Raw genomic sequence first — 14,697 nt, 5'->3', positions numbered from 1 at the left:
CCTTTTAGTTTTTTAAATAGAAACTACGATATGTGACCAAATTCTTTTTCATTACACGTCTTGCAACAACAACAATTAAAACAGCTATAACTGTGATGATTGAAATAAATTGAGCCATACGAATCGTATCCGTTAACATCAAACTATCCGTTCTCATTCCTTCAACAAAGTAACGACCAATTGAATACCAAATAGCATAAAAGGCTGCAATTTCTCCAACTAATAATTTACTTAGTTTTCGTAAGATAAAGATTGCAATTAAAAATCCAATCACATTCCAAAGTGATTCATATAGGAAAGTTGGATGATAATATGCCCCGTTAATATACATATTATTGATCACAAAATCTGGGATGAATAATGAATGCAAAAATTCTCGTTGAGCATCAAGTGTTGCACCTGGAACAACTCCACCATGCGCCTCTTGATTCATAAAATTCCCCCAACGTCCAATCGCTTGAGCAATAAAGAAACTGACAGCTGCAATATCTGTGATAAGCCACAGTGAAATATTTTTTCGTTTACAGAAGAAGTATCCAAAAATAACAGATGCTATAATTGCACCATGAATTGCAATCCCTCCCTGCCAAATTTTAATAATATCCTCAGGATGGACAGAGTAATAATCCCAAGAAAAAGCGACGTAATAAATACGAGCTCCAATAATAGCGATTGGTAAGCCAAATGTCACTAAATCATAAAAGAATTCTGGTTTAATCCCCATACGTTTCCCTTCACGAATGGCAAGATAAAGTCCGATTGCGACCCCTGACATAATCAAAACTGCATACCAATAAATAGTAATGGGCCCCAATTGTAAAAATACACGATTTAACGGTTCAATTGCTGAGTGATCCATATTATCCTCCTTATTACATGAAAAGTGAGGCTGCACGTCCTCACCTCTAAATCATTTATTGATTATTTTTATTTTGAATATAGCTATTTAATTGATTTGTGAAAGCTTCTGCTGCGTTATACCCCATAACTTTTAATCGATGGTTCATCGCAGCTACTTCAATTAAAGAGGCAATACTACGTCCTGGACGAACAGGAATTGTAATTTTCGTAATGTCTGTATTGAATAATCGAGTCGTTTCATCTGATAATCCAATTCGATTATAAATTTTTTCATTATTCCAATCTTCTAATTCGATCATTAATGTCACGCGTTTTTTATGACGATACGCACGGGCACCAAACATTTCAACCACGTTGATAATCCCAATCCCACGAACTTCAATAAATTGTTGTAATAATTCTGGCGCTCGTCCTACAACTAATCCTGGTTCTTTTTCATAAATATCTACTCGATCATCGGCAATCAATTGATGACCACGGTGAATTAATTCTAAAGCTGTCTCACTTTTCCCGATACTACTTTTTCCGGTAATTAAAACTCCAATCCCATTGACGTCAACAAGTACCCCATGTACTGATTCAATTGGAGATAAAGCTTCCTCTAAATAATTTGAAATTGATGTAAATAAAACAGTTGTTTCTTTTTGACTTCTTAACATCGGCACTTGCGTTTCATTTGCTAACTCCATCATTTCTTCTGGAATTTCAAAGTTTTTAGAGAAAATAATAACTGGGGTATCTTCTGTGAATAAAACACGAGCTCTTTCTTTTCGAGTTTGTGAATCTAATGTTTGAAGATATAACCATTCTTTTGTTCCAATAATTTGAACACGGCGTTTTGCACTGTCTCTAAAATATTCTATAACACCCGCAAGCTCCATTCCAGGACGTGAAATCATTTGTTCTGTAATTTTACGATCTAATGAAATCTCTTTCGTGATTACTTCTAATTTTAATTCTTGAACTAAATCTGCAACTGTTACGACATTCATCCTATCACCACCAAATAATTTTAATGAATTTTATTCATCTTTATGAGCTATCGTTTAGAAAACGACTTATCTTTAGTTTTGATTACAATTTCACTTTTATTGTATCTTCTTTTAAAAAGTAATGGTTAATTGCCATCCTTAATAATGAAATGAAAATAGAAGCTAATACAGCAACACCAAATGATGTAATCTCAAAACTTGGTCCCATTAAATAATCAGCTATAACTAACAGAAATCCATTAACAAAAACATAGAATAATCCAAAAGTCATAATGGTTAATGGGAGCGTTAAAAGGACTAAGATAGGTTTTAAGATTATATTTAAGATAGACATTATAATGGCTGCGTTACAGGCATCTAAAAAGCTACCTAAATAAAATCCACCTAACCATCCACTTGTCACCATTAAAACAATCGTATAAATCATTAAATTAATTAAAATAGACTTTAAATCAAAGCACCCAACTTGTTTTGAATATATGACTTCGGTACCTGAACGATTTTTACCCGATTGTTTTTTTTCATTTTTAGCATCCCCATTTAAGAGATTTTCAATTACTTTATTTTCATCAATAACTTCTCGATCAGACTGATTAAGATTTTCTTTCCGATTCATTCTACTCCCTCCAAAGTCTAGTCAATATTATTGTATCATAACTCAAACGTATCACAACACTTTTAGCAATTCATGTCAATTTGTTTCTAGGGCTTTTAATATAATAAAAAAGCCTTCTAGCTTTAACAATCATGTTAAATCTAGAAGACTCTTGAATATTTACGCGTCACGTTATGACCATTTTAATGCTTCAGCTAATGACCTTGATATTGATTGTCGTAAGAACTTTCACTAACTGTCCATCCCTCTACAAGCAATTAAAATTGTTAAGTGGCTATAACGCCTCGTAAATGAAAGATTACCAGCCCAATCTGAGGACTTTAGTTTGTTTGTATTTGCGGCCAAAATCCCATGCGTTGGTATTGACCAATAAATCTAAATCATTTCCAGTGATAGCACTTCCTCGGTCAAGAACGATTGCTTTTCCGATTCCATCAATGTCAACAATTGTTCCACAAGGATAATCTTTCCCTGCGGCTACGATACGAAGTTGTCCGTATTCACTATCATTATAGTAAATCGTATTACTAACATCCGTATACGGCTTACATGCTACTCGTGAACCTCCACCAGCACTTTGAACATCATATGCTGTCATATTGGCAACAAATGAAGTAATGGCTCCAGTTCCAACAGCAATTGTGCGTGGTTGACCTTCATCAACTACATTAGTCGCTACTTTAGTTTGTTCAACGTGATCTCCGTTTTTATAAACTTTTTCGTAGACGTGCTCAACTACTTTTGGACTTCCTTCATTCCAAACTTCCTGTTCATTACTAGGAAGTTCATCCGTGTAAACATATTCAGTATCTAAATTTATTTCTTCATAAACAGATTCATACTCTTTTTCAACACGGGTAATTTCAATTTCCATATCACCTTCTACATGAGAAGTTCTGGCAACTGAAATTTCATCATTTGTACTTAGCTCGATACTACGAGCTTTTAATACATCATCGACAGTCGGTTCCGTTGTCATAACAAGAGTTTTAATTCCCCCATCGTTAATTACGACAGGTTGTGCTCTTGTAATATCAATTTCCATACCATCATAAACGCGATCATCAAAACTCACGTTCATATCATCAAAATTTCCAACTCTGATTTTTTGTTCCTTTAAGAACTCATCCACGGTTTGCTGATATGTTGTGAATGTACTTAGCTCTCCATTATCATTGATGTTTACTTCCTTCAAGTTGGATTGCATGACGGCGTAGATACCAACCACTATTACGCATAAAGCTGTAATAAATGCAATTAGGTCTCGTTTCATCTCATGCGCCTGTTGCCTAAAACACTATAGTGAATAATCATTCACCAAGCTCATTTTAGCAACAGTTCACCTCCTTCTTTACGTCCGATAAACAAGCAAGTAATCTTTCTAGCGTGAGCTTACGACTCGCCTATCATAGCACGAGGTCAAAAAAAAGGTCAACACTATCACCGCTTCTAATTCTTGTTTAATACATTTTTTATACAAAAAGAACATAAAAGTATAGTGATTCGGACACATTTCGTTCGTTTTTCGATGATTTTCCTGATTTTTCTAGAACACTTTGTCTGAAATGCGCATTATCGACCGTTTTAAGATGAATTAAAAAAACAAAGAGAGCCTCTTCCTTAAGAAAAAGCTCTCTTTTATTTTCTATCTATTTTGTCTTAGACGATCTCGCTCTAAAACTTTTTTCAAATACTTACCGGTATAAGACCCCTCTACATTAGCAACTTCTTCTGGCGTTCCTTTAGCAACAATCGTTCCTCCACGATTACCACCTTCAGGACCTAAATCAATAATATAATCTGCCATCTTAATCACATCTAAATTATGTTCAATAATAACAATAGTAGCTCCTTCATCAACCATTCTCTCAAGAACCTTTAATAATCGTCTGACATCATCTACATGTAATCCGGTTGTTGGTTCATCCAATATATATACCGTTTTATCTGTTATACGACGATGAAGCTCTGATGCTAATTTAACACGTTGTGCTTCTCCTCCTGATAAAGTAGAGGCTGGTTGTCCTAATTGTAAATATCCTAATCCAACATCGCATAAGGTTTTCAATTTACGAGCAATTTTGGGATGATGTTCAAAGAAATGATACGCATCTTCGACTGTCATCTCTAAAACATCGGCAATATTTTTCCCTCGATACGTGACACTCAAAGTTTCACGATTATATCGTTTACCATGACAAACTTCACAAGGAACATAAACATCTGGCAAGAAGTGCATCTCAATTTTTAGTAAACCATCGCCACGACAGGCTTCACAACGGCCACCTTTCACATTAAAAGAGAAACGTCCTTTTTGATAACCTCGAACTTTTGCTTCATTTGTTGCCGCAAATAAATCTCGAATATCATCAAACACACCCGTATACGTTGCTGGATTAGAACGTGGCGTTCTCCCAATAGGAGATTGATCAATATCAATAATTTTTTCAATAAATTCGAGTCCTTTTATCTCTTTATGAGCGCCAGGCTTATCTTTCATACGATATAATTTTGTCGCAATTGATTTATATAAGATATCATTAATTAACGTTGATTTCCCCGACCCTGATACTCCAGTTACAACATTCATAACACCCATTGGAATTGAAAGGTTAATATTTTTTAAATTATTTTCAGAAGCACCTTTGACTTCAATAAAATTCCCATTTCCTTTTCGACGTTCTTTTGGAAGGAAAATCTGTTTCTTTCCACTTAAGTATTGTCCTGTAATAGATTTATCATTCTTCATCACTTCATCAGGGGTACCTGCGGCTACAATCTCTCCACCATGAATCCCTGCACCAGGACCAATATCGATTAAATAATCGCATGCCATCATTGTATCTTCGTCATGTTCAACCACAATTAACGTATTTCCCAAATCTCGCATCGATTTTAATGTTTCAATTAAACGGTCATTATCACGCTGATGTAATCCGATTGAAGGTTCATCTAACACGTATAAAACACCTGATAAACGTGAACCAATTTGCGTTGCCAAACGAATACGTTGTGCTTCTCCTCCTGATAATGATCCTGCTGAACGACTTAATGTTAAATAATCTAATCCAACATTAACTAAAAAGCTTAATCGTTCTGTAATCTCTTTCAAAATTAAATTTGCAATTAATCTATCTTTATCATTTAAATTTAAGTTTTCAATAAAATCTAATGCTTCTTGAATTGAAAGATCAGTAAAATCATTAATATTTTTTCCATCAATTAAAACAGATAAAGCTTGCTGCGATAAACGTTTACCCTGACACTTTTTACATTTTAATTCAGACATAAAGCCTTCAATCCATTCGCGCATAAATGATGAATTAGTTTCCATATAGCGACGTTCTAGATTATTAACAACACCTTCATAAGTATCAAATTTTTCTTGCTTTATCCCACTCTCAGATTCTAATAAAAAATGAATCGGTTCTGTCGTTCCATATAAAATAATTTGTTTTTCTTTATCTGTTAACTCTTCGAATGGTTTATCCAAATCAATTCCATAATGGCGACAAACGTTATCTAGCATTTTACGGGCATAATTTTCTTCCTTTTCCCATCCTCGAATAGCACCTTGTGCGATTGATAATTTTGGATCTGGAATTAATAAGTCCACATCAATTTTTTTCTGAACACCAAGACCACTACATTCTGGACATGCTCCAAATGGGGAGTTAAATGAAAACATACGAGGCTCTAATTCACCAACAGAGAAATCACAATAAGGACAAGAAAAGTGTTCACTAAATACTAACTCTTCTTCTCCTATCACATCGATTAATACTTTTCCTGCTCCAAGTTTTAAAGCAGTCTCTAATGAATCTGCCAAACGAGCACTTGAATCTGGTTTTATTGCAATACGATCAACAACGACTTCAATTGTGTGCTTTTTATTTTTATTTAACTCGATTTCATCATCTAAATCTCTCATTTCACCATCAACACGGACGCGAACATAACCATCTTTTTTTAACTGTTCAAACACTTTAACATGTGTTCCTTTTTTACCTACAATCATGGGAGCTAAAATTTGCATTCTTGTACGTTCTGGGTATTCATATAGACGATCAACCATTTGTTCAACTGATTGAGCTTTAATTTCTACACCATGAACGGGACACACAGGTTTTCCAATACGAGCAAATAGTAGGCGCAAATAATCATAAATTTCTGTAACTGTTCCTACTGTTGAACGAGGATTACGATTTGTTGTTTTTTGATCAATCGAAATAGCTGGAGATAATCCCTCAATAGAGTCTACATCTGGCTTTTCCATATTGCCTAAAAACTGACGGGCATAAGCCGATAAACTTTCCACATATCGGCGTTGACCTTCTGCGTAAATCGTTTCAAAGGCAAGTGATGATTTACCAGAACCTGATAAACCAGTTAAAACAACTAACTGATTACGTGGAATTTCAACATCTATATTTTTCAAGTTTTGTTCTCTAGCACCTTTTACGATAATTTTATCATTCATGATGAGATTCACCTCATTCTTTCTATATCTAAACAAAAATGTTTTTCATAATTTTTAAAACCATATTCAGCATTTAATCTTCGATAATGATTGGAATTTTTGATAAAGGTAAAAACAGTGTAAATGTTGAACCAACATTCACTTTACTCTCTACAATCAGATTCCCTCCCATTACTTCAGCTAATCGTTTTGAAATACTTAATCCAAGCCCTGTACCACCAAACTGTCTAGAAATAGAGTTATTTTCTTGTGTAAAGGAATCAAAAATAGAATTTAACTTATTTTCAGCAATTCCTTTCCCAGTATCTTTAACTCGTATACTCAAGTAAACTTCATTTTCTGTTTGATAATCTAAATCAAAACTAACTTCTATTTTGCCATGCTCTGTGAATTTTAAAGCATTTGACATCAAATTAATAATAATTTGTTTAATCCTTGCTTCATCACCATATAAAACAGAAGGAATTTGTTCATCGATATTTACGACATAATCAAGACTTTTCTTACTCGTATTAATAATAAATAATTCTTCAATCACATGTGCCGTGTGGAATAAGTCGATTGTATCAATTTCTAATTTCACCTTTCCATCCTCTATTACAGAGAAGTCTAATAATTCATCGACTTGTTTTAATAATAAATCACTTGAATGATCAATTATTTCAATTTGTCTTAACTGTTTTGGATTATCAATACTTAATTTTAATAACTGAATATATCCTTTTATCGCATTTAATGGTGTTTTCAATTCATGTGATACTTTTGCTAAGAAATGTGTCTTAGCCTGATTAGCAACTAATGCTTTTTTCCAAGCATACTCAAGTTCCTGACTTTGATTATCTTTTACGGCTAATAAACGTTCATTCTCTAAATAAGCATTTCTAATTCTTACAAATGAAAAACGCCAACTCGAGTTAATACCAGGTGGAATTGTATAATCTCCTTCTCCACATCGTCTTACATAGTCAACTAATAAATAACAAGGTCTAATGATCACGATAAAAAGTAAATAGGATACAAATAAGAATGAAATAATCAATAAAATAGTACTAAACTCAAATAAACTAATCGTTTGACTTAATACCATTTCCTGTAGTTCAGCTGTTGAATAAAAATGAACCATTTTAACAATTTCATCTGCTGGACTAAAGCGACTCACATAATACCCCTTATTTGTTAACTCTCTGATAACTAGCTCGATATTATCGGTAGATAACTCTTCAACCATCTCTAAATCAGCACTATCACTTTGAATATAAACATTATTTCCGATGTAATAAATAATATTATCCATTGTCGAAATTAGCGGAATATCTACATAATGAGCCAAATACTCTAACATGATATATCCAATAGGATTTCCCTTGTAGTGGATTTCTTTATAAGTCCTTCCAAGACGTTGATTATCCTTGTCAATCTCTAATATAGTCACACCATTTGTCAACTCTATTTTATCTATATAATCAATCGTCTTTAACTCATCTTCTAATTGATATGAATTAGAATAAGGTACTAATTCAAAATCGCAAAGATTATATTGTTCCATATACATTTCCTGTAAATCTGACAAAATAATATCCAACTGTTTAAAGGTTTGGAGATAAGCTAATCTTAACACGTTATCGTCTGTTAAAATTTTTGTATTAGATTCTTCTATTTCTTGCAAGATCATATTAATCTGATAATCTGGCAAAGTTTGATATACCTGATACGAACTCTCATAAAACCCCTCAATTACACTTCCAACTGACAATGTTAAATTCGTATATTTGGTTAAGGTATCATTAATTTCCTCACCAATAGTATTTAAGTTACGATCGATTTCTAATAATTTCTGTGAATAACTTTTTTCATAATTTAAATAAAAATTGACACAAAAAGCACAAACTACGACGACGAACAAAGCCCAAAAAGTCATAGTCAAGCGCCAAATTAATCGTTTCATTTCATCCCTCTATTTCATTTACTCAATCTCTCTAATAGAAATAAAAATAAAATTCTCATTTTATGAATTAGTATACATTCTTCTGTTAGATCTTCTTACTCCCAATTAATTAAATTTACGTCTATATCTTTTTCATTAGCATTACGGGTTAAAATTCCGAAAATTTCTTCAGTTGAACGCACTACGACTGTAATATCATAATAATTAGAGAATGTCTCATTCATTAACTGTGCTAACAACTGATGGAATGATAGCTTTTCAGCTAATCCATAAAAATCAATATTGACAGTAATCTCTAAATTATCTAGCTTATTATCAACATAATGAGCGACTCCGATTACTCCATAATAGTGAGGATAATATTCTTTGATTGTATCTTTGAACTTGACAAACTGTTCAGATAATTCATAATCAATTTCTTGAATTTTACTATCTGGTAATAAATAGTATTGTTCATTAACACTATCCCAGTTTTTAATTTTACTTGAGCCTGATGAAACTAATGTTTTAGCTACCATACGCCCTGGAACGACTGCACTTTGTTCTTGTAGAACATACAATCCGACCATGATATCAACATTTTCAAAACCTTCTTGAGTTCTCAAAATATCAATGGCATGTTGAGCAATCTCTTTTCCTTTTGCAATTAGTTCTTCTTCTTCTAGGACAACGGTTTGTGTATATCCTAATTCTTCATTTTTCCATGTTTGATAAGGATTTAACGCCAGTCCAATTGAAACACCTTTTAACGTTGTTTGATCACCCTCGAGTACAACATAATCTTGTTCTAGTAAATATGATAAATAAACAGGATTTATGGTCAGACCATTAATTTCAATTGTCTCATCAGTTGAAGGATTTAAGCCTAAATCAACATATTCATCATCTTCAGCTAACGCTTGCTCTAACTCTGCTTGCGTTTTTTTCTTTGCTAACATTTGTTTCACAACAGGTTTTGTTAAATACTGTCCCTCTTGGAAATAAACTTCATTCGTATTGAAATAAGACTGAGAATAACGCATTAACGAAAGCTCCATCTCTTCAATATCATATTTATTAGCTAAATAAGAGTAAACTAATCCACGAGTTGGACTTGAAACATATGGAATAATCGTACGATAGTACTGTTCTGTCGCATCATTAGATAATGTTTGTTTGGTTGGAGCCACTTGCGAAATATTCTCCTCTTGTACTGCTGGAACTGGAGGTTTTGAACAGGCAACTAATAGTATACTAAGTACAAAAACACTTAAAAATCTTAAATAAATTTTTTTCATTTTTAGCCCCTCCTACTCATTCATCATCGATAAAAACGTTGCTTCATCTAATACTGTCACGCCTAATTGCTGCGCTTTGGTTAATTTAGAACCACTTTTTGCTCCAGCGATTAAATAGTCTGTATTAGAACTAATACTTCCTGAAACTTTCGCCCCAAGCGATTCTAATTTAATGCCTGCTTCTTTTCTCGATAACGTTTCAAGTGTTCCAGTTAATACGACTGTTTTCCCAAAGAATACGTGCTCTGTATTAGCATCAGCTAAACGGGCCCCTTTATATGACATATTTAATCCTAGTTCTTTTAACTGATCAATTAATTCAACATTAGCCGTTTGAGAGAAATAATGAACGATACTATTTGCAATAACATCTCCGACCTCTGCTACTACTTTAAAGTCATCAAATTTTGCGTCCATTAACGAATCCATATTTTCAAACTGAGTTGCTAGAACCTTAGCTGTCTTACTTCCAACATGACGAATTCCAAGTCCAAATAATAATTTCTCTAAACTATTTTCTTTACTTGCTTCAATTGCATTTAATAGATTCGTTGCTTTTTTATCTCCCATACGTTCAAGAGGCAATAATTGCTCTTTTGTTAGGCGATAAATGTCTGCAACATTTTCAATTAATTTATGTTCAAATAACTGCTCGACTACTTTGATTCCAAGTCCATCAATATTCATCGCATCACGAGAAACAAAATGACTTAAACTTTCAACAATTCGCGCAGGACAATCAATATTTAAACAATAATAATCCGCTTCACCTGCTTCACGAACTAATTCACTAGAACAACGTGGACAAGTTGAAATCATTTCAAATGGTATTTCATCGCCATTACGCGCATCAATGACTGGCTTTACAACCTCAGGAATAATTTCTCCTGCTTTTCGAATAATGACACGGTCATTAATACGTATATCTCGTGATGTCACATAATCTTCATTATGTAACGTTGCACGAGAAACTCGAGTTCCCGCTACACGAACCGGTTCTAACACAGCATTAGGCGTTACCATTCCTGTACGACCAACCGTAAATATAATATCCGTTAAAATGGTTTCAACTTCTTCAGCTGGGAACTTATAGGCAATCGCCCAACGTGGACTCTTCACTGTGTTTCCTAACTTATCTTGTTCCTGTAATTGATTCACTTTAATTACAATTCCATCAATTTCATATGGTAAATCAAAACGCGCATTTGTCCAACGGTTAATGTACTCTAAGACTTCATCAATATTTTCGCAGACTTGACGATTTGGATTTACATTAAAACCAAGTTCAGAAATTTTTTGTAAGCTCTCCTCATGTGTTGTACAACCTAAATCAGCCGCACTCGGAACCGCGTAACAAAACATTGCTAAGTTTCGTTTTGCCGCAATACGTGAATCTAATTGACGAAGCGAACCTGCGGCTGCATTACGAGGATTTGCAAATAACTCTTCTCCTTTAGCAGCACGTTCTTCATTTAACTTCTCAAGCGTCGCTTTTGACATATAAACTTCACCACGTACTTCAAGCGGTTGATTATTATTGATATGAAGAGGAATTGTTTTGATTGTTTTTAAGTTTTCCGAAATATCCTCTCCAATGACCCCATCCCCACGTGTTGCCCCTTTAACAAAGGCTCCATTATTATAATGTAGCGTCACGGCTAATCCATCGATTTTCAATTCACAAACATATGTTGCTTTTGGCGATACTTTTTTAACTCGTGTATCAAAATCACGTAAGTCATCCTCATTAAAAGCATTTGAAAGAGATAACATCGGTTTTTCATGTTCAATTTTATTAAATCCTTCTAGAACCTTTCCTCCAACACGAACCGTTGGAGAGGTATTAGACTTAAGTTCAGGATGCTTTTCTTCAAGTTCCATTAATTCCTGCATTAAACGATCGTATTCACGATCGCTAACACTCGGTTTATCTAATACATAATATTCATGGTTATACTGTGTTAAAAGTTTTGTTAACTCTTCAATTCGAAGTTTTTCCATGACTAATCCTCCGTTACTCATATTTACTCTTCTTTATATGTTTAATCATGACTCATTAAGAACGTTTTTTCAAAGCAGGATGTGATCCCATCAACTTTTTAATGCCGTGCGGAGCACTAAAAGCAATTGAAACGACTTCTCCTTTAACTCCTACGACAACGCCTTCACCGAATGATTCATGTTCCACTTTATCGCCACTATTCCAAGAGGCATTATTGTTTAAGCTAATAGTTTTAATGTTACGCTTCGGCTCTTCTTTTTTAGGCTCTAATACTTCACTTAAACTAAATGAAGGACGTGGGCGTGATTGAACGCCTGTTTTATTTAAATACTCTTCACTAATTTCACGAATAAACATTGACTCTGGATTCGCTGTACGATTTCCATACTGATAGCGACTTTGTGCGTTTGTAATAATTAAAATATCTTCCGCACGCGTAATCGCCACATAAGCTAATCGACGCTCCTCCTCTAATTCATCGGCCCCTTCTTCAATCGCAGAACGTAGTGGGAAGACGCCATCTTCAAATCCGCAAAGGAAAACAACAGGGAACTCAAGACCCTTTGCAGCATGAATGGTCATAAGTGTTACTTTTGATTCATTTGATTCTTCTTCCGTTTCAACATCCGTTTGTAACATTAAATCATTTAATAAAATCGTTAATTTAACTGATGTTGGTAAATCTTCAGCACGTTCTTCACTTTCTTCTTCGGCTAAAATTAAATCTAATTCTTGCTCCTCAAAGTGACCTGCCATCGATTTAAACTCTTCTAAGTTATCAATACGGCTATCTGCTTCAATTGTTTTTTCATCTTTTAACATTTGTAAATAACCTGTACGCTCAAGAACCATATCAATTAATTCAACCATTGAATACGTGTCCATTTCCATACGCATCATATAAATCATTGTTTTAAAATCCATCATTTTATTTAATGTTGCTTTAGGAATAACACCTGTTGCATCTTGGATACTTGCCATACATGATAGTTCAGACTCAGCTGCAAAAACTTTAAGTTTATCCACAGACGTTGCCCCAATTCCACGCTTTGGTTCATTAACGACGCGTGCAAATGATAAATCATCATCAGGATTTAAAATTAATCGCAGATAGGCCATTAAATCTTTAATCTCTTTACGTTTGAAGAAACTTTGTCCACCAACTAAACGATAAGGAATATTTTGACGAAGTAGCGCCTGTTCAATCGCACGTGATTGAGAGTTTGTTCGATATAATACAGCAAACTCATGGTATTCATGTGCATCTCGGTGCATATAAGAGATTTTGTCTGCTACATAAGTCGCTTCTACATCACCATCTGTTGCACGGTAATATTCAATAACATCACCAACACCACGATCAGACCATAATTTTTTATCACGACGTCCACTATTATTTTTAATAACATCATTAGCTGCGTTTAAAATCATTTGTTTTGAACGATAGTTTTGCTCAAGTAGAACAACTGTTGCATCAGGATAATCATGTTCAAATGATAAAATATTTTCAATATTCGCTCCACGCCAACTATAAATTGACTGATCAGAGTCTCCTACAACGCAAATATTTCTAAACTTTTTAGCTAACATCTTAACGATGGTATATTGAGCATTATTTGTATCTTGATACTCATCGATATGGATATATTGGAATTTGTTTTGATAGAATGCTAAAACTTCAGGCTCTCTTTCAAATAAATGAACAGTTAACATTAATAAATCATCAAAGTCAACACGGTTATTTTTAAATAATACTTGTTGATATTTTTCATAAACACGAATAACATCTTCATTTTCAAATTCCTTACGTAAATCACGAGGTGTTTTTAGTTCATTCTTCGCATTACTAATTTGATTTAAAAAGTATTTAGGCGACTGGCGTTTTGGATCTAAGTTTAATTCTTCCATAACTGTTTTAATGACACTTAATTGATCTGTATCATCTAAAATTCCAAAGTTTAAATCATATCCAATTAAATCGATATCGCGACGTAAAATACGTACACACATCGAGTGGAATGTTGAAATCCAAACATCTTTTCCACGATCACCAATTAGTTTTTCCACACGCTCTTTCATTTCACGTGCAGCTTTATTCGTAAACGTAATTGCTAAAATATTATACGGAGCTACTAATTTTTCAGACATTAAATAAGCAATACGATGCGTTAAAACACGTGTCTTTCCTGAACCAGCTCCTGCCATAACAAGTAATGGACCTTCAGTTGTCTCAATTGCCTGTTTTTGCTGTGGATTCATATTCTGTAATAAATGATTCATCATTTCACCTCTATATTCAAACATATAATTTTTTAACATTTTTATACTCAGTCTTAGCTTTCATAGTAAGACGTCCTATAGTCTAAGGGATTTAAGTGTGTGATAACACATTCCCCAACTGCTAGGAATAAATTCCCTACATCAAAGAATGATCCTCCGTTAGTAAGCAGAAGTAAAAATTTTTTAACCTTCTAAAAATTATTTAGTCTTATATATAAAAATTTCAATTATTTCATATTTAAAG

At 33.7% G+C, this 14,697-nt stretch carries 9 protein-coding genes; all 9 read right to left on the bottom strand.

The window, feature by feature from the left end; translation table 11 throughout:
- Nucleotides 1-4: 4 nt before the first annotated feature.
- On the bottom strand, nt 5-859 hold the full coding sequence (gene lgt / locus HLK68_RS06920) for a prolipoprotein diacylglyceryl transferase (protein ID WP_006785187.1): 855 nt from the start codon (nt 857-859) through the stop codon (nt 5-7).
- A gap of 55 nt (nt 860-914) precedes the next feature.
- The gene (gene hprK / locus HLK68_RS06915; protein ID WP_006785186.1) at nt 915-1,853 is read right to left on the bottom strand and encodes an HPr(Ser) kinase/phosphatase; all 939 of its coding nucleotides are present in this window, start codon (nt 1,851-1,853) and stop codon (nt 915-917) included.
- Between the two features lie 82 nt (nt 1,854-1,935).
- On the bottom strand, nt 1,936-2,469 hold the full coding sequence (locus HLK68_RS06910; RefSeq protein WP_006785185.1) for a phage holin family protein: 534 nt from the start codon (nt 2,467-2,469) through the stop codon (nt 1,936-1,938).
- A 298-nt stretch (nt 2,470-2,767) separates the two neighbouring features.
- Complete coding sequence (locus HLK68_RS06905; RefSeq protein WP_006785184.1) at nt 2,768-3,742, bottom strand: 3D domain-containing protein; 975 nt, start codon at nt 3,740-3,742, stop codon at nt 2,768-2,770.
- A 372-nt stretch (nt 3,743-4,114) separates the two neighbouring features.
- Nucleotides 4,115-6,949, bottom strand: a complete 2,835-nt coding sequence (gene uvrA / locus HLK68_RS06900) for an excinuclease ABC subunit UvrA (protein WP_006785183.1) — start codon at nt 6,947-6,949, stop codon at nt 4,115-4,117.
- Between the two features lie 73 nt (nt 6,950-7,022).
- On the bottom strand, nt 7,023-8,894 hold the full coding sequence (locus HLK68_RS06895; RefSeq protein ID WP_006785182.1) for a sensor histidine kinase: 1,872 nt from the start codon (nt 8,892-8,894) through the stop codon (nt 7,023-7,025).
- A 95-nt stretch (nt 8,895-8,989) separates the two neighbouring features.
- Nucleotides 8,990-10,171, bottom strand: coding sequence for a CamS family sex pheromone protein (locus tag HLK68_RS06890; RefSeq protein ID WP_006785181.1), 1,182 nt, complete (start codon nt 10,169-10,171; stop codon nt 8,990-8,992).
- 12 nt (nt 10,172-10,183) lie between these two features.
- The gene (gene ligA, locus HLK68_RS06885; RefSeq protein ID WP_132942556.1) at nt 10,184-12,172 is read right to left on the bottom strand and encodes an NAD-dependent DNA ligase LigA; all 1,989 of its coding nucleotides are present in this window, start codon (nt 12,170-12,172) and stop codon (nt 10,184-10,186) included.
- Between the two features lie 55 nt (nt 12,173-12,227).
- Complete coding sequence (gene pcrA / locus HLK68_RS06880; protein ID WP_006785179.1) at nt 12,228-14,453, bottom strand: DNA helicase PcrA; 2,226 nt, start codon at nt 14,451-14,453, stop codon at nt 12,228-12,230.
- Nucleotides 14,454-14,697 lie beyond the last annotated feature (244 nt).

This window comes from Turicibacter sanguinis, from assembly GCF_013046825.1.
Lineage (GTDB): Bacteria > Bacillota_I > Bacilli_A > MOL361 > Turicibacteraceae > Turicibacter > Turicibacter sanguinis.
This window is presented reverse-complemented; position numbering and strand designations above follow the sequence as displayed.